The sequence below is a fragment of the Nostoc flagelliforme FACHB-838 genome (assembly GCF_014698065.1).
GTDB lineage: Bacteria > Cyanobacteriota > Cyanobacteriia > Cyanobacteriales > Nostocaceae > Nostoc > Nostoc flagelliforme_B.
Map to the genome: position 1 here is coordinate 17,472 of NZ_JACJSI010000010.1, position 16,140 is coordinate 33,611.

A 16,140-nucleotide genomic window follows, 5' to 3' on the forward strand; every position below is an offset into this window, starting at 1 on the left:
TAAAAATTATGAGTGTGAGCTATGATTTTTACCCCTAACTCTTCACCGGAGGCGGAGCATCTCTGACTCCGCTCTTAACTTTTTACTATCACGCATTATCCTCTAAGTAAATTTTACCTTGCCAATTGCCATCTCATTAGTCTAAATACCTACCATTTAGAAAGTTATGAGTTATGAGTTATGATTTTTACTCTTAAGGGAATTCCAGTAAAAAAACATCCTATCGTAGGAGCGCAAAGCCTTGCACCCCTAAAAATGTACAAATAATTTTGGATAATTTATTTTTTGTCAGTCCTTAATTTTTCACTCCTAACTCTTATAAAGGGCGCTCATGTCAGAACTCTTTGCTACTACTGGAACTATTGCCGCGATCGCAACTGCTGTTGTCCCCCAACAGGGTAGTGTTGGGATTGTGCGGGTGTCCGGTTCTCAAGCAATGGCAATCGCCCAAAGTCTTTTTCATGCACCAGGGCGACAAGTTTGGGAAAGTCACCGCGTTTTCTACGGTTACATTCGCCATCCCCAGACGCAACAACTAGTAGATGAAGCCCTGTTGTTGGTTATGAAAGCACCCCGTTCTTACACCCGTGAAGATGTAGTGGAATTCCATTGCCACGGGGGAATTATGGCAGTGCAGCAGGTGTTGCAACTGTGTTTGGAAAATGGCGCTAGATTAGCACAACCAGGAGAATTTACTCTCCGCGCCTTTTTGAATGGACGATTGGATTTAACTCAAGCCGAAGGTATTGCTGATTTAGTGGGAGCTAAATCACCCCAAGCTGCTCAAAGTGCCTTAGCTGGTTTACAAGGAAAATTAGCTCATCCAATCCGTCAGTTACGCGCTAACTGTTTAGATATTTTGGCAGAAATTGAAGCTCGGATTGATTTTGAGGAAGACCTTCCGCCGTTGGATGATAAAGCAATCATATCAGAAATCGATAAAATTGCCCTAGAAATAACTAGGTTATTGGCAACCAAAGACAAAGGTGAGTTGCTACGCACTGGTTTAAAAGTGGCAATTGTTGGGCGTCCGAATGTGGGTAAATCGAGTTTATTGAATGCTTGGAGCCGGAGCGATCGCGCCATTGTAACCGATTTACCCGGTACAACCCGCGATGTGGTGGAATCGCAGTTAGTTGTCGGGGGAATTCCCGTACAAGTGCTAGATACTGCGGGGATTCGGGAAACAACAGACCAAGTAGAAAAAATTGGCGTGGAGCGATCGCGTCGTGCCGCCAATGCAGCTGATTTAGTCTTGCTTACCATTGATGCTTCCGCAGGTTGGACAGAAGGCGATCAAGAAATTTACGAACAGGTAGAACACCGTCCGTTGATTATAGTAATTAACAAAATCGATTTGGTAAACAAAGATAACAGCAAAAATCCTCAATTTAAAATTGAAAGTCCAAAATCCCAGATTTTCACAGCCGCAGCCCAAAATCAAGGTATTGATGCTTTAGAAACAGCAATTTTAGAGATAGTTCAATCGGGAAAAGTGCAAGCTGCTGATATGGATTTAGCCATTAATCAAAGGCAAGGAGCAGCCTTAACTCAAGCTAAAATTTCTTTGGAACAGGTACAAGCAACCATTACCAAACAGTTCCCCCTTGATTTTTGGACAATTGACTTACGGGGTGCGATTCAATCTCTCGGAGAAATTACTGGAGAAGAAGTAACAGAATCAGTTTTAGAGAGGATTTTTAGTAAGTTTTGTATCGGGAAATAATCTCAAGTTCGGATAACATAGTTATGCTTCCTAAAGTCATTGTCCCCACTCTACCAAAGTTAGATTTTGCCTTCTTTCCGCTTGCTAAAGAATGGGTTTTCCCAAGTTTAATAATTAATTAAGCGAATATTATTATATAAACTAGAAAAAATCTTTTTTAAATTTTACTGTAGTTCAACTTAACTTACAATTGATAACTAAATGTACATCTCAATTCGTCAAGCAACCATACAAGATACGGCGATCGTTTCGGATGTGCTATTAGAAGCAGCTTTGTGGCTCCAGCAGAGTGGTATGCCTCTATGGCATGAGAGTGAGGTTTCGCCAGAAAGTATCTCTAAAGATGTTGCTAACGGCTTGTTTTTCATTGCTGAGTGGGCAGGTGAAGCAGTTGGTACAATTAAGTTTCAGCTAGAAGATTTACTTTTTTGGCCAGATATTTCTCAGGAAGAGTCAGCATTTGTACATCGCTTTGCAGTTCGACGGAATTACTCTGGTGGTAAAGTCTCTTCAGCACTTCTAGCTTGGGCTGTTGAATATGCACGAACACTTGGTAGATATTATTTACGTCTAGATTGCGATGCTTCACGTCCACACCTCAGAGCAGTATATGAACGTTTTGGTTTCCGTCATCACAGCGACAAAAAAGTTGGCGTTTATTTTGTCTCTCGCTATGAATATGAAATACCTCCACAATTTACCCTTTAATTTTTGAACCAATTAAATAAGAGTTATAAGTTATGAATTATCAATTTACAATTCATAACTTATAACTTATAACTCATAACTCATTTTCTGTAGCGATCGCTATTGGGATATTGTTAGCACTTGGCAGCTGCACTGTAAAGGTAGAACCTTCAGATAACTTACTTTTTACAGAAATAGATCCGCCACAACGCAGAAGCAATTGCTGTACTATTGTTAACCCCAACCCAGCACCACCATAATCTTCTGCTGAAGATGTACGCACACGATAAAAGCGGTCAAATATTTTGGGAATTTCGTTTTCGGCAATACCGATACCTGTGTCGCGGAATTCTAATTGGACATAATCGCCTTGAGTACGGGCACGCACCCATGCTTGACCCCCATTAGGAGTAAACTTAATGCTGTTGTGCAGCAGATTAATCACAATTTGCCTCAGACCACCACTGAGGCACCAAACAGATGGGAGTTCAGTCGGTATAGTGTAGGCTAACATAATCCCTTTTTCTTGGGCTAGAGGTTGGTAGGTACTGACTACTCCAGGCACAATATCTGAGAGACGCACCGATTCCAAAGTTGTCCCATCTAAATTCCGTTCTAGCTGCACCAGTTCTAACAAACCAGTAATCAGGGAATTCTGATGATCGCACTGCGTATTTAACATCTGTAAATAACGTTGTCGCTGGGGGGGTTTAAGATTAGGGGAATTCAATAACGAGAGTGCTGTTTTCATGTGCGTTAGAGGTATACGCAATTCCTGACATACATTATTTAGATATTCATCTTTTTGTTGCTCTTTGTTGTATAGTTCTTGATTTTGCTGCTGCAACTTAGTAGTGCGTACTGTGATGATTTGACGATTAATTTCATCTTGTCGCAGGAGTTGTTTAGCCAACAGTTGATTCATCAGTGTGGCTTGGGGCACAGCTGGACAAATAAAACTAGCAGGTATTGGGGATGATTCTGGCGCGTAGACACCTAGGGGCTTGTCGTTAGACATCGCTTGTTGGATACCATCTAATACTTGCTGAATTACTCTCCCTTCAACAGTAGTTATAATCAGCAATGGCTGGTTTTTATTAGTATTTACCTTCCCCGATGTCAGATTTTTACGTTTTTTAAGTGGTCGATGAGCCAAAATTAAACTGCAAAACTGCGGCGATAATACCATCAGAAAGTTTTCCCGTCGCAGTTGGCTGTTTGGTGGTAGGTAAACGGGGACATCATAGGGGGATGAAGGGGTATTTTCTTCCCCTGCTTCCCCATCTCCCTCTTTCCCCCTCTCGTCAATCTGGCAAGTATAAATTAAACTAGACCCACCTATCGAGGATTGATACCGGGCTAATTCTGATTGCCAAATTTTTTCTGGTGGTAACTTCACCCATAAAGTGGCTGCAATTTGCTGCTCAATTAGTAAGTCAATTTGCGCTCTCACGAGTGATAGTAGAGTAGCAGGACTGAGGGACAATGGTTTAGGAGGCGCTTGCACTCCCATGATCAGTTGATAAACAGACAGATCCTTAGCCAGAGAAACATTCATGAGTCAAGCACAAAAAGGATGAAGCAACAAGTAATTCTGTCTTCGATTTTCACCTTTATGTGTGCATTTTTTACAAAATCCCGACGGAAAAATACATTAAGTATAAAAACTCTACTTACAAGGGGGTGGGGAGTGGGGGCAGGGAGCAAGGGAGAAGAGTTTTCCCCTCTGCCTCTTTTCCATACCCCATCTCCAATGCCCAATACCCGAATTAAACTTGTATGTTCAGTCTTTCGTGTAAAGCGTCGCGTGCGTGTTCTCGGTCATCAAAATGGATTTTTTCGGTGCCGAGAATTTGATAGTCTTCGTGACCTTTACCAGCAAGCAACACTCCATCACCGGGTTGTGCTTGTAAGATAGCGGTACGAATTGCAGTAGCCCGATCGCAAATTACAGTTGGTTGTACTGTGTCAGCAATTACCGCTAAAATATCTTGCAAAATCCTTTCTGGGTCTTCAGTCCGGGGATTATCTGATGTCACCACTGCCACATCAGCTAACTCAGCCGCAATTTTACCCATTTTTGGGCGCTTAGTGCGATCGCGATCGCCACCACAACCAAACACGCAAATCAGTTTACCAGGTATAAATGGGCGTGCAGCTTTCAGCAAATTTTCTAAACTATCAGGTGTGTGGGCATAATCCACAATCACGCTAATATTTTGGTCAGCATCAATTTGTACCCGTTCCATCCGTCCGGGGACTCCGGGAAACTCAGGTATCACAGATGCAACTAACTGCAAATCTAGCCCTAAGTGTAAAACTGCTCCTACGGCTGCTAGAAGATTTTCTAAATTATATTGTCCGACTAGGGGCGATCGAAAAGCTACATCACCCTTTGGTGTATGTAATGTACCACTAACACCATTTGGCTGGTAACTTAAATCGCTCATCCATAAATCGGCGCTGTTGTCGTTGACACTGTAACTCCAAACCTGTTCGGAATTCAACGAAGCAATTAACCGCTTCCCGTAAGAATCATCAGCATTAATTATTGCTCGTCCCTTGAGATAATCAGGGCTAAATAACAACGCTTTGGCGGCAAAGTAATCTTCCATGTCGGTGTGATAATCAAGATGGTCTTGGGTAAGATTACTGAATACCGCCACCTCAAATTGACAACCCAACACTCTACCTTGAGCCAAAGCGTGAGAACTTACTTCCATCACCCCAAACTCACTACCAGCCTTTACAGCCTCTGCTAGCTGCTGTTGCAGTTCCACCGCAAAGGGCGTAGTGTGGGCAGCAGTTTGCTCAAAACCTGCCCAACGAGTGTAGAGAGTTCCCATTAAAGCTGTAGCTAGATTAGCTTTGATGAGCAGAAATTCAATTAGATGAGTAGTTGTAGTTTTGCCATTTGTACCAGTTACACCTACCAGCTTGAGTTTTCGCCCCGGATAACCGTAAAAAGCACTGGCTATCTGGGCACAAGCTTGAGTTATGTTACTTGCACTAATGACCACAGCCTCATTTGTGGGAGGATTTTTTTGTGCAGCTTCGGGAGAAACGATCGCAGCTACAGCCCCGGATGCGATCGCACTTTGCCAAAATTCCCCACCATCAACGCGCGTTCCTGGCATCCCAATAAACAAATCTCCCGCACTACAAGCATGGGAATTCGTCTTCAAACCCCTAACTTCCACATCCTCCATCGGATGGCTAGGCAATTTTTCAACACTGTCTACCGCCGTTAGTAATTCCCGCAATTTCATTTTGTGAACCTCGTCACCTTCTTGATCTTGCGCTTATTCTGCATTATTTTTCTCTAATTGGCTAAATACTTACGCAACATTTGCTCCAACTGCTGCACACTAGCACGAGGAGAAGGACGAGGCAATGGTGCTTCTATAATTTCTCCCTCCGTGCCCTTGGCGTCTTGGCGGTTCGATAAATAAAGTACTGGCACCTCATACTCATACGCACTAAACCAATCTTCACGAGTCGTAATATCCCTAACTTCCAACTCGAAACTAAGATTTTGGATTTGTTCTAACTTTTCTTGCAAACCTTCACATAAATGACAGCCAGGTTTACTGTATAAAATTAATCGCATTTGTTAATTAATTACAATGAACACTATTTTACATATCACCAAAAGCGAACAATGGGAAGAAGCAAAAATTCTCGGAACCTATCGGGATGATACGTTAGAGTCGGAAGGATTTATCCACTGTTCGACACCAGCACAAGTTATCTGGGTTGCAAATCGTTTTTTTGTGAATCAAAAGGGTTTGGTAATTCTTTGCATTGATTCTGATCGAGTTAAAGCTGAAATTCGTTATGAAGCTGCGGAGGTAGATAATTTATTTCCTCATATTTATGGTGAGTTAAATATTGATGCTGTGTTTCAGGTTGTTGATTTTGAGGCGGGGGAAGATGGATTTTTTGTGTTGCCGAAAGAGGTTATAAGTTTAGAATAACGACCGCAAAGGAAGAGAGATGGAAAGAGAAGGCTTTAGTGTAGGTGAATATGTTGATCAAATGGCGTTGTTGTTGGATTTGCAGCTAAGGGATGAGTATCGAGATGGTGTGGTGGGAAATTTTGAGAGAATTAGTGCGATCGCTAATCTGGTAAATTCTTTTCCTCTAGGGGAGGATATTGAAGTTGCACCAGTTTTTGAACCATGAATGATGCTGTATCGATAGCTGCTGCTGTGCGTGAAGGTAAAGTTAGCGCGGTGGAAGTTACTAAGGCTGCGATCGCACGAATAGCAGCGCGGGATAATCAACTTAATTGTTTTACGGCTGTGACTGCTGAAACGGCTTTAACAGATGCAGCCCGCATTGACAGGGAAATTGCCCAAGGTAATAATCCTGGAACGCTTGCTGGAGTGCCTTTTGCGGTGAAAAATCTCTTCGATATCGCTGGTTTAACAACTCTGGCAGGGTCGAAAATCAATGCAGAGAACCCAGCAGCTAGTCAAGATGCAACAGCAGTAGCAAAGCTGAAACAAGTGGGTGCTGTGCTGGTTGGCGCTTTGAATATGGATGAGTACGCTTATGGGTTTGTGACGGAAAATTCCCATTACGGTGCTACTCACAACCCCCATGATTTACAGCGAGTTGCTGGTGGTTCATCGGGTGGTTCGGCGGCGGCTGTTGCTGCTGGGTTAGTACCGTTGACGCTGGGTTCTGATACAAATGGTTCGATTCGTGTTCCGGCGGCGTTGTGTGGCGTTTTTGGTTTTAAGTCGACTTACGGTAGGTTATCTCGTGCTGGGGTAGCTTTATTTTCTAGCAGTTTTGACCACGTTGGTCCTTTTGCGCGTTCGGTACAGGATATCGCCACGGTGTTTGATGTGCTTCAGGGAGAAGATGATCGCGATCCCATTTGCACTAAGCGTCCGCCTGAATTGGTTTTACCACAACTTGAACAAGATATTTCTGATATAAGAATTGCGATCGCTGCTGATTATTTCACCAAAGGCGCAGAACCGGAAGCTTTAGCAGCAGTGCAAAAGATAGCTGATGCAATAGAAGTCACTGAATACGTAACCATACCAGAAGCACACCGCGCCCGTGCAGCAGCGTTTGTGATTACAGCTAGCGAGGGCGCAAATCTGCATTTGGATAAATTGCGATGTCGTCCTCAAGATTTTGATGCAGCAACACGCGATCGCTTTTTGGCTGGGGCGTTAATTCCTAGTAGCTGGTATCTGCAAGCACAACGCTTTAGAAAATGGTACCGCGATCGCGTTCGGGAAGTTTTTCAAAATGTGGATGTAATTCTTGCCCCAACTACACCAATTTCTGCACCGCTAATTGGTCAATCAACTATGATTTTAGATGGCGAAGAAATTCTTGTTCGTCCTCATTTAGGGTTATTCACTCAACCATTATCTTTCATTGGTTTACCCGTTTTATCAGTACCGATTCAGCGCCCAAATAAATTACCTTTAGGTGTGCAATTAATAGCAGCACCATATAATGAAACGTTAATTTTACAGGTTGCGGCTGCGTTAGAGGTAAAGGGTGTAGTTGGAGTAAAAATCTTAGTATAAAATACGTGAATATTGTTGTTTTTATAAAATTAAATTATACTCCCTGAAAAGCTTTTGGGTAAACAACTTTTCCCTTATATCTTTGGTGATAGTTTTGCAGTGGTTTGACCATGAAAACATCCTCCGGGACTGGAAAGGGAGACTCAATATCATAACCGATTGATGACTCAAAACCAAAACGAGTATAGAAATGTGGATGACCTAATACAATTACTATAGGTTCTCTTCTTTCATCTGCTAGTTCTAACCCTACTTTTATTAGTGCGCTACCAATACCCTGTCTTTGAAACTTTGAATGAACTGCCAAAGGTGCTAAACCGAGTACCTGTAGTGTTTCTTCACTCACCAGATCAATGTAGCTGAATAAAATATGACCGACTACAACATTTTCAACCTCTGCAACCAGAGAAAGTTCTGAAATATAGCAGTCAGAACGGCGAATTTCCTCCACAAGTTTCGCCTCGTTTTCTTGCCCAAAGGCTAATGTATTCACCTCAGCTATTACTGTATAGTCTGACAGAGTTTCACAACGAATATGCATGATTTGAAAAGCAATTCTTTAATAATCCAGTTTGGTCGATATTCTACAGGAATCTCTATTTTTTACAAAAATGTTAAGAGTGCGGCAATGCTAAATCAATCGATAAGCTCTGATGCAAGTAAAAAAATAAACCGTATTATAGTGAGGCGATTAGCATAAAATTTTACCCCTCAAAACTTTTCAAAGAACATTTAATGGTTATTCCCAGTCAAAGACTGGGAACAAGGCAATTCCTAACTCCTAACTTTTACACCTTCCCCGCCACCACCGAGTTTTTAACCAAAAGTTCCACGGCTGCTTGATATTGCAGATCCGCTTCGGTGCCAATCTGTTCGCGGTTAATAGCTGCTTGGGAAATCACCTTATCTGGCTTAATACCTAGTTTGTTAATATCCCGGTGTTGAGGAGTTTCATACTTAGCAATTGTAACTGCCAAGCCAGAACCATCTGATAATTCAAACAAGGATTGAATTAAGCCCTTGCCAAAGGTGGTTTCGCCTACCAACTGAGCACGACCATTATCTTGGAGTGCGCCAGCGAGAATTTCACTTGCACTAGCAGTTCCTTGATTGACCAAAATCACCAGAGGATCTTTCGTCAGGGCTGGCCCAAGAGCTTCAAAACTACCCTGAATGCCTTGTCGGTTAACGGTGTAAACGATAGTGCCGGAATCTAACCACAGACGGGCGATTTCAATTCCTGATTGCAATAACCCCCCAGGATTATTTCGCAAATCCAAAATGTAGGCAGCAGCGCCTTTTTTTTCTAGACTAGAAATAGCGTGTGCCAATTCCGTTGAGGCGTTGGCATTAAATTGTGTAAGACGTAGGTAGCCAATAGGTGTACCCTCGGTTGAAACACGCAAATCTGAAACCACAGGGTTAAGAGCAATGCGATCGCGTGTCAGCCTAATTTCCATTTCTGTTTCTCCCTCCCGTTCGATGAGGAGAGTAACAAGGCTGCCACTCGGCCCACGCATTCTGGTCGCAGCTTCATCAAGTGTAAGATTTTCTGTAGAAACGCCTTCAATTTTGAGAATGCGATCGCGTGGTCTAATCCCCGCTTTATCTGCTGGTGAACCTGCTATGGGAGTAACTACTTCCAACTTCCCATTCTCAGAATTCAAAGCAATTTGTAATCCCACCCCAGTCAGTTCGCCAGAAGTATTGACCTGTAAGCTGCGGTACTGTTCTGGATCTAAAAACCGGGTAAAAGGATCGTCGAGGCTCTTGAGCATCTTACCAATAGCCGTATAAGTGGCATTTGAGTCTGCCAGCGGCTTCTCCAGAATTTTTTGCCGGACTGCCGCCCAGTTTTGATGATTAAATGTCTCATCTAGATAAGTGCGATTAACAATTCGCCACACTTCCGAAACCAGCTTTTGTTCCCCCGTCAAAGCCATCGCTGGCTGAGTAAGCGTACCCAACGCCAACCAAAACGCCATTAACAATGAAAATCCAACCCGAAAGACTTGTTTGTTCATGAACCCCATTATCAATTCCACCTCAACCCAAATTGCCTAGATAATGCCCACTTGCTCTGTTGTTGATGAAATCTATCTCTCGATTATGTTACTTTTTTTATAGAAGTGGTGCATTTTTCTCATCAAGTTGTTCAGTCAACTGATGCATCGTATCCACTCACCAAAGGATAAAATCTACTTTGTGTCCACCATTTTCTGTGTAGGGGCGTAAAGAGATCGCAATATATTCCATCTTTACAGAGTGTAAAGTTTCTGAAGTCTCTTAGCACGCCAAAAGCTGAAAAGCAAACAAAAAAACTCCCCTTTACTAAAATCCCAAAAATGCTAATTGGGAGAGAAGTCTGAGTGAAGCTTTTGCCGATTCAGAACTTCGGGATTTATCAACCGCAACCGACTTTTAGGAACTTGAGATTGTATGGCCAACGTTTCCGACTGGTTTGAGGAACGCCTAGAGATTCAGGCACTCGCTGAAGACGTCACTAGCAAGTACGTCCCTCCTCACGTCAATATCTTTTACTGCCTGGGTGGAATTACCCTGGTTTGCTTTCTCATCCAGTTTGCTACTGGATTTGCCATGACGTTCTACTACAGACCAACAGTTACTGAAGCTTTCTCCTCAGTAGAGTACATCATGAATGAAGTAAACTTCGGTTGGCTAATTCGCTCCATCCATCGCTGGTCTGCCAGCATGATGGTATTGATGATGATTTTGCATACCTTCCGGGTTTATCTGACTGGTGGTTTCAAAAAGCCCCGCGAATTGACCTGGATAAGTGGTGTCATCCTAGCTGTGATTACAGTTTCCTTTGGAGTCACCGGCTATTCCTTACCTTGGGATCAAGTCGGCTATTGGGCTGTAAAAATCGTTAGCGGCGTACCAGAAGCAATTCCTGTAGTTGGCGTTCTGATTTCCGACTTGCTGCGCGGCGGTTCCAGTGTTGGTCAAGCAACACTAACTCGTTACTACAGCGCACACACCTTTGTCCTGCCTTGGTTGATCGCAGTCTTCATGCTGTTTCACTTCTTGATGATCCGCAAACAAGGCATTTCCGGGCCTTTGTAATCTCAGTTATTAGCCAAAAGCAACGTTTATCAGTTTTCAGATGAAGTTGTTTGTTTTAAACTTATGAAGCACGAAAAATTAATTGTACATAAGTTCCAAAAAACAAACACTTGTATCTGAAGCCTAAAGCTGTAGAAACTCTCCAGGCGGCTGACCGTAACAAAGGCTTTTTGCCGCCTGCTAGATTTGCCTAGTAGCTGATAGCTTTCACAAATGCTTTAATTTAACTTAAGCAGGAGAGCAAATTTCAAAATGTCTACACAAAAAAAACCTGACCTGAGCGATCCTCAGTTAAGAGCCAAACTAGCTAAAGGCATGGGTCACAACTACTATGGTGAACCCGCTTGGCCTAATGACCTACTTTACGTTTTTCCAATCGTGATCATGGGTTCCTTCGCGGCGATTGTGGCTCTAGCTGTGCTAGATCCCGCAATGACCGGTGAACCAGCAAATCCTTTCGCAACACCATTGGAAATTTTGCCAGAGTGGTATTTGTATCCAGTCTTCCAAATTTTGCGATCGCTTCCTAACAAACTTTTAGGAGTGTTAGCAATGGGTTCAGTACCAGTAGGGCTAATCCTCGTTCCCTTTATTGAGAACGTTAATAAGTTTCAAAACCCCTTCCGTCGTCCAGTTGCAACCACAGTGTTCCTCTTTGGTACCCTTGTAACCTTGTGGCTGGGTATTGGTGCTGCCTTGCCATTGGATAAATCTTTGACTTTAGGATTATTCTAAGTTAATCACTACAAAGTGCTTTGACGCCTGTAAGTTTCAAGAGCATATTGTAGATATGCTTTTGAAAACCATCAACAGGCGTCAATTTTAACAGTGATAATTCAAGAGGTCAGAAGCCAGAATGGGCTAAACGCCCCGCTACCACTAACAGAATTGAACTAGGGACTGCGGACTGGGACAATTTTCATGGGGATTCAAACCCCAACCAAATTGGAAAAAAGACTCTTTCCCAGTTCCCAGTCCCAAAGCTAACATTCCTCCCCAGCAAGCTAAAGCTTGTTCGTGTAGCGTCTCCTAGAGAGCATCTGAATAAACGGGTTCAAGTCACCCACGAAATATACTTTTTTTAGTGGTTAACAAGACAGTGGTGGTCTGAAACCTCGGTCTATTGAATTCTGTATTCTTCTTCAATCGTTCAGATTGCATCTGGAATTTGAAGTTTTGGATGTAAAAACGATTACAAAATCTCAAATCACCAAAATTCAAGAAATACAAACATTTCTAACTTACTTAAGGTAAGTTGCTAGTTACAACTCTCGAAATGCCAAAATTGTTCATGTTTTGTATTTTGGTACACAGAATATGTAAATTTAGATTTTTCTATGTCAGAGAAATTTTGCGAATAGGGCAAAATTTAATAACTAGCAACTTGGGTTTATTTACATTCAAGTCAAAGTTAATGCTTAGTATAGTGCAGCAAGACCATCTGATGGTTAAGAGCGAACTCAGACTCTTAAACCAGGTGCAAGAATGGTTTGAGCAATTTTGTCTGCAACATTTGTCTCGACTTGGCTGGTCAAAAACCCAACTTGATCGCCTCAATTTAGCATTAGCAGAAGGCTTTACCAACGCTGTTCGTCACGCTCATCATGCTTTACCGCCGGAAACAACCATTGAGATTAACGTTTATCTGTGGATTGACCGACTAGAGATTAGAATTTGGGATTATGGAAAACCTTTCAATCCTGATGCGATCGCAGAGCCAGCCCCAGGTACTCTGCAAGTAGGTGGGTATGGATGGTTTCTCCTCCGGCGGTTGGCTGACCGTGTTGTATACGAACGGGGTGCAGATGGTAGAAATTGTTTGCTCATTGTTAAATACTCTGTAGAAGCACAAAAGTAAAATAGTCAAAGCTAAAGGAAGATAAGAACACTTCTTATAGCAACTTTGGCTTTTAAGTAGAGGCAAAGCGTAGGGAAGAAGTACCAGTAGGGTTGAAGGGCTTGCCTTTTGTGCAAGACGCAGTGTGTAGCTTGACTATACTTAGGAGTACAACAAACAAAACTTCTTCTATGGTCGCCGCTGTGCTAAGGGAGATTTTGCTGCAAGTTGAGTCACTCATTTTAAAGCAGAATCAAGAGCAGAAAGGTTGTTGCTCAAATCCATTGTTATTTGATTGATAAAAGTATACTTCTTTTTGAAAATTATTTGCGTTGTAGTAATATGTTTTTTACGTAAAATTGCTTAGTGATCATGATTTTTTTGTAAAATCTTAAAGAATATTTTTGTATAAAAAGAATTAATGAATATAGTAAAGATAACATTCGAGTTACACTAGCTTCCTTGTTAATATTTGTCAGCAGTGTTGAGAGTCTTAATTTTTGTTCTCCAACAAGTGCCATTTAGTGCTTAAAGAGATAGAGAAAATAGGGGACAAAAGATGACTAAGACAGCCCTAATTACAGGAATTACTGGTCAAGATGGCTACTATCTCAGCCATTTGCTCCTCAACCGTGGTTATCGGGTTGTTGGATTAGTACCCCCGCATCGACAACCTAATTTGACAAAACTGGGAACACTAGCAAATCAGGTAGAAATTTTTACAGTTGAGTTGAGAGATAATGCGGCGCTGTTGACCGCAGTTGAACAATTGCGTCCCCAAGAAATTTACAATTTGGCGGCTCCCAGTTTTGTACCCGACTCCTGGAACGATCCATTGGGAACTCTGGATTTGATAACTGGCACCGCTACCAGGCTCTTGGAAGCAGTACGAAAAGTTGGTTTATCTACCAGATTTTATCAAGCCAGCAGTTCAGAAATGTTTGGCGATGTATTTGTTTCACCTCAAGATGAGGAAACTCCTTTTCGCCCTAAAAATCCCTATGCTGCGGCCAAGATGCACGCCCACTGGACAATGGTGCATCATAGACAGCGCTATGGACTATTTGCCTGTAGTGGAATTTTATATAATCATGAGTCTCCTCTACGCGCACCCCAGTTTGTTACACGCAAAGTTTCTTTAGCGGCTGCATCGATTAAATTGGGTTTAACTGACACTTTAGAAATGGGTAATCTGGATGCTAAACGTGATTGGGGTTTTGCGAGTGATTACGCAGAAGGCATGTGCTTAATGTTGCAATTTGATGAACCGGAAGAATATGTGATTGGCACTGGTAAACTGCACAGTGTCAGAGAACTAGTTGCTACAGCCTTTGAGTCTGTCGGATTGCATTGGAAAAAGTACGTAGTATTAAATACCAATTTATTGCGACAAGATGAGCATTTTCAACTAGTAGCCAACCCTAGTAAAGCTAAAAGAAACCTTGGCTGGGAACCGCAAGTCAGCTTTGAGGAACTTTTAGAAAAAATGGTAAAAACAGATTTGGAGCGGTTAAAAAGCGGTGCGTAGGATGAAGTCCTTGCCGCAGGCATCGCCCCTTTACCGCAAGTGTAAATAATTTAAGATGCACATTACTACAGTGACAGAAACCCTCAATTTAGGTGATAAAGTTAACAAACAAACTAACCATGTCTTCGTGTTTTTAGAAATTTTTGCTCACGAAGGTGGTATTCAATCATATATAAAAGATATTTTTCGCGCCTATCTAGGATTAAGCCAAGGTTACAAAGCAGAAGTCTTTTTGCTGCGAGATAGTCCTGATAGCTTAAATCCATTTGAAGACGAGAACTTAAAATTTCATTACTTTAAAAATCAGTCCCCCTATTTGGGGAGATTGCAAATGGCAGCAGCTTTACTTAAGTGTCTGTTGCAAAGCCGTCCACAGCAAGTTTTCTGCGGTCATATTAACTTAGCAGTATTAATCCAAACTCTTTGCCAGCCCTTGGGGATTCCTTACACCGTGCTAACTTACGGTAAAGAAGTCTGGGAACCGTTAAAAAATCAAGAACGTCGCGCCCTGACATCAGCAGCTGGAATTTGGACAATTAGTCGTTACAGCCGCGATCGCGCTTGTGTTGCTAATAGTTTAAACCCCAAAATGGTACAGATGATGCCTTGTGCAATTGATGGGGATAAATTCACACCTGGTTCCAAGCAGCCAGAATTAGTGCAGAAGTATGGCTTAACTGGTGCTAAGGTGTTAATGACAGTAGCGCGGTTATGGTCAGGAGATATTTACAAGGGTGTAGATGTCACAATTCGCGCATTACCACAAATCGCCCAAGTTTTCCCAGAAGTGAAATATTTGGTAATTGGTCGTGGTGATGACCAACCACGATTGGCACAGTTAGCAAAAGATTTGGGTGTGAGCGATCGCGTCGTATTTGCTGGTTTTGTTGCTACAGAAGAATTAATTGAACATTACCGCCTTGCTGATGCCTATATTATGCCTTCGCAAGAAGGCTTTGGCATTGTTTATCTGGAGGCAATGGCTTGTGGAGTGCCGGTGTTATCCGGTGACGATGATGGCTCTGCTGACCCCTTGCAGGATGGTAAACTGGGATGGCGAGTACCACACCGCAATCCTGTTGCTGTAGCAGCAGCTTGTATATATATGCTCCAAGGGGATGATCAGCGATGTGATCGAAAGTGGCTGCGAGAACAAGCGATCGCTCTGTTTGGCATAGATGCCTTTCAACAGCACTTGCAAAAAATGCTTCTATCCCCAGTAATGAAGTCTATTTGAGTCCAAATGACCAATGACCAATAACAAATGACTAAAATCGCTATCCTAGAAGGAGAGCAGGACGACATTTAAAAAATGAGCTTTAAGTCATTTCAATTGAATCTTTTAAATCTCCGGCCTTGGCTCACCCTGCTGGCAGTTGTTTGGTTGCTGGCATCACTGGGCTTGGGTTGGTTGGTTAATTCGTTGCTAATCATTGTCGGGTTGCTGTTTTTAGCACCCATTGTGGCTTTTTTTGGCTTTCGTTGGTGGCTGCAACGCAACTTGGTTGCCGATCAGTGTCCCGTCTGTAGATATGAATTTACGGGTTTAAACAACAGTCAGTTACAGTGTCCCAACTGTGGGGAGTCGTTGTTAGTACAAAATAGTCATTTTCAGCGCTTCACGCCAGAAGGCACAATTGATGTCACTGCTGTTGAAGTTCCGGCTAAATCACTTGAAGATTAGTAAAGAGTCATTGGTCATTAGTAAAAGACAAAT

At 42.5% G+C, this 16,140-nt stretch carries 16 protein-coding genes; 11 read left to right on the forward strand and 5 right to left on the reverse strand.

The genetic code is table 11. The annotated features are described in order from the left end of the window. Positions 1-331 precede the first annotated feature (331 nt). Positions 332-1,726 carry a tRNA uridine-5-carboxymethylaminomethyl(34) synthesis GTPase MnmE gene (gene mnmE / locus H6G97_RS07580; protein WP_190940051.1) on the forward strand — a complete coding sequence of 465 codons (1,395 nt, stop codon included), beginning with the start codon at positions 332-334 and terminating at the stop codon, positions 1,724-1,726. A gap of 201 nt (positions 1,727-1,927) precedes the next feature. Beyond that, positions 1,928-2,434: a GNAT family N-acetyltransferase gene (locus H6G97_RS07585; RefSeq protein WP_190940052.1), complete on the forward strand. Its 507-nt coding sequence runs from the start codon at positions 1,928-1,930 to the stop codon at positions 2,432-2,434. 73 nt (positions 2,435-2,507) lie between these two features. On the opposite strand, the gene H6G97_RS07590 is transcribed toward H6G97_RS07585, so the two are convergent. The 3 genes from H6G97_RS07590 to H6G97_RS07600 all read right to left on the reverse strand — a co-directional run bounded on the left by H6G97_RS07590 (position 2,508) and on the right by H6G97_RS07600 (position 6,023). After that, complete coding sequence (locus H6G97_RS07590; RefSeq protein ID WP_190940053.1) at positions 2,508-3,971, reverse strand: DICT sensory domain-containing protein; 1,464 nt, start codon at positions 3,969-3,971, stop codon at positions 2,508-2,510. Between the two features lie 211 nt (positions 3,972-4,182). Beyond that, on the reverse strand, positions 4,183-5,682 hold the full coding sequence (locus H6G97_RS07595; protein ID WP_190940054.1) for a UDP-N-acetylmuramoyl-L-alanyl-D-glutamate--2,6-diaminopimelate ligase: 1,500 nt from the start codon (positions 5,680-5,682) through the stop codon (positions 4,183-4,185). 53 nt (positions 5,683-5,735) lie between these two features. Then, positions 5,736-6,023 (reverse strand): glutaredoxin family protein, encoded by a 288-nt coding sequence (locus tag H6G97_RS07600; protein ID WP_190940055.1) that lies wholly within the window; start codon positions 6,021-6,023, stop codon positions 5,736-5,738. A gap of 16 nt (positions 6,024-6,039) precedes the next feature. Between H6G97_RS07600 and H6G97_RS07605 the strand changes: the two genes are divergently transcribed. Genes H6G97_RS07605 through H6G97_RS07615 form a run of 3 tightly spaced genes read left to right on the forward strand, consistent with a single transcriptional unit; the run spans position 6,040 to position 7,971 of the window. Further along, entirely contained in the window at positions 6,040-6,390 is a 351-nt protein-coding gene (locus H6G97_RS07605; RefSeq protein ID WP_190940056.1) for a DUF952 domain-containing protein, read from the forward strand. Positions 6,391-6,409: 19 nt separating this feature from the next. Further along, a complete protein-coding gene (locus H6G97_RS07610; protein WP_190940057.1) occupies positions 6,410-6,598 on the forward strand; it encodes a DUF4089 domain-containing protein in 189 nt (62 codons plus the stop codon). Beyond that, positions 6,595-7,971 (forward strand): AtzE family amidohydrolase, encoded by a 1,377-nt coding sequence (locus tag H6G97_RS07615; RefSeq protein WP_190940058.1) that lies wholly within the window; start codon positions 6,595-6,597, stop codon positions 7,969-7,971. Before H6G97_RS07610 ends, H6G97_RS07615 begins: the two co-directional genes overlap by 4 nt. 34 nt (positions 7,972-8,005) lie before the next feature. Here H6G97_RS07615 and H6G97_RS07620 read toward each other — a convergent pair whose 3' ends face one another. Continuing rightward, positions 8,006-8,512, reverse strand: a complete 507-nt coding sequence (locus H6G97_RS07620) for a GNAT family N-acetyltransferase (protein ID WP_190940059.1) — start codon at positions 8,510-8,512, stop codon at positions 8,006-8,008. Between the two features lie 247 nt (positions 8,513-8,759). Continuing rightward, positions 8,760-10,004 carry a carboxyl-terminal processing protease CtpA gene (ctpA, locus tag H6G97_RS07625; RefSeq protein ID WP_190940060.1) on the reverse strand — a complete coding sequence of 415 codons (1,245 nt, stop codon included), beginning with the start codon at positions 10,002-10,004 and terminating at the stop codon, positions 8,760-8,762. Between the two features lie 406 nt (positions 10,005-10,410). On the opposite strand from ctpA, the gene petB reads away from it, so the two are divergent. The 6 genes from petB to H6G97_RS07655 all read left to right on the forward strand — a co-directional run bounded on the left by petB (position 10,411) and on the right by H6G97_RS07655 (position 16,107). Further along, positions 10,411-11,058: a cytochrome b6 gene (gene petB / locus H6G97_RS07630; protein ID WP_094332660.1), complete on the forward strand. Its 648-nt coding sequence runs from the start codon at positions 10,411-10,413 to the stop codon at positions 11,056-11,058. Positions 11,059-11,310: 252 nt separating this feature from the next. Further along, positions 11,311-11,793, forward strand: coding sequence for a cytochrome b6-f complex subunit IV (gene petD / locus H6G97_RS07635; RefSeq protein ID WP_069068452.1), 483 nt, complete (start codon positions 11,311-11,313; stop codon positions 11,791-11,793). Between the two features lie 679 nt (positions 11,794-12,472). Then, on the forward strand, positions 12,473-12,916 hold the full coding sequence (locus H6G97_RS07640; RefSeq protein WP_190940061.1) for an ATP-binding protein: 444 nt from the start codon (positions 12,473-12,475) through the stop codon (positions 12,914-12,916). 538 nt (positions 12,917-13,454) lie between these two features. Continuing rightward, positions 13,455-14,423 (forward strand): GDP-mannose 4,6-dehydratase, encoded by a 969-nt coding sequence (locus H6G97_RS07645; RefSeq protein WP_190940062.1) that lies wholly within the window; start codon positions 13,455-13,457, stop codon positions 14,421-14,423. A 55-nt stretch (positions 14,424-14,478) separates the two neighbouring features. Continuing rightward, positions 14,479-15,660 carry a glycosyltransferase family 4 protein gene (locus H6G97_RS07650; RefSeq protein WP_190940063.1) on the forward strand — a complete coding sequence of 394 codons (1,182 nt, stop codon included), beginning with the start codon at positions 14,479-14,481 and terminating at the stop codon, positions 15,658-15,660. Positions 15,661-15,735: 75 nt separating this feature from the next. Beyond that, entirely contained in the window at positions 15,736-16,107 is a 372-nt protein-coding gene (locus H6G97_RS07655; RefSeq protein WP_163931695.1) for a hypothetical protein, read from the forward strand. Positions 16,108-16,140: the final 33 nt, after the last annotated feature.

What these genes read in the sequence shown, in the direction of transcription:
- petD (WP_069068452.1), top strand. Translation starts at nt 11,311, where the DNA reads ATGTCTACACAAAAAAAACCTGACCTGAGCGATCCTCAGTTAAGAGCC.
- H6G97_RS07600 (WP_190940055.1), bottom strand. Translation starts at nt 6,023, where the DNA reads ATGCGATTAATTTTATACAGTAAACCTGGCTGTCATTTATGTGAAGGT.
- H6G97_RS07595 (WP_190940054.1), bottom strand. Translation starts at nt 5,682, where the DNA reads ATGAAATTGCGGGAATTACTAACGGCGGTAGACAGTGTTGAAAAATTG.
- petB (WP_094332660.1), top strand. Translation starts at nt 10,411, where the DNA reads ATGGCCAACGTTTCCGACTGGTTTGAGGAACGCCTAGAGATTCAGGCA.
- H6G97_RS07615 (WP_190940058.1), top strand. Translation starts at nt 6,595, where the DNA reads ATGAATGATGCTGTATCGATAGCTGCTGCTGTGCGTGAAGGTAAAGTT.
- mnmE (WP_190940051.1), top strand. Translation starts at nt 332, where the DNA reads ATGTCAGAACTCTTTGCTACTACTGGAACTATTGCCGCGATCGCAACT.
- H6G97_RS07640 (WP_190940061.1), top strand. Translation starts at nt 12,473, where the DNA reads ATGCTTAGTATAGTGCAGCAAGACCATCTGATGGTTAAGAGCGAACTC.
- H6G97_RS07605 (WP_190940056.1), top strand. Translation starts at nt 6,040, where the DNA reads ATGAACACTATTTTACATATCACCAAAAGCGAACAATGGGAAGAAGCA.
- ctpA (WP_190940060.1), bottom strand. Translation starts at nt 10,004, where the DNA reads ATGGGGTTCATGAACAAACAAGTCTTTCGGGTTGGATTTTCATTGTTA.
- H6G97_RS07655 (WP_163931695.1), top strand. Translation starts at nt 15,736, where the DNA reads ATGAGCTTTAAGTCATTTCAATTGAATCTTTTAAATCTCCGGCCTTGG.
- H6G97_RS07585 (WP_190940052.1), top strand. Translation starts at nt 1,928, where the DNA reads ATGTACATCTCAATTCGTCAAGCAACCATACAAGATACGGCGATCGTT.
- H6G97_RS07610 (WP_190940057.1), top strand. Translation starts at nt 6,410, where the DNA reads ATGGAAAGAGAAGGCTTTAGTGTAGGTGAATATGTTGATCAAATGGCG.
- H6G97_RS07650 (WP_190940063.1), top strand. Translation starts at nt 14,479, where the DNA reads ATGCACATTACTACAGTGACAGAAACCCTCAATTTAGGTGATAAAGTT.
- H6G97_RS07620 (WP_190940059.1), bottom strand. Translation starts at nt 8,512, where the DNA reads ATGCATATTCGTTGTGAAACTCTGTCAGACTATACAGTAATAGCTGAG.
- H6G97_RS07645 (WP_190940062.1), top strand. Translation starts at nt 13,455, where the DNA reads ATGACTAAGACAGCCCTAATTACAGGAATTACTGGTCAAGATGGCTAC.
- H6G97_RS07590 (WP_190940053.1), bottom strand. Translation starts at nt 3,971, where the DNA reads ATGAATGTTTCTCTGGCTAAGGATCTGTCTGTTTATCAACTGATCATG.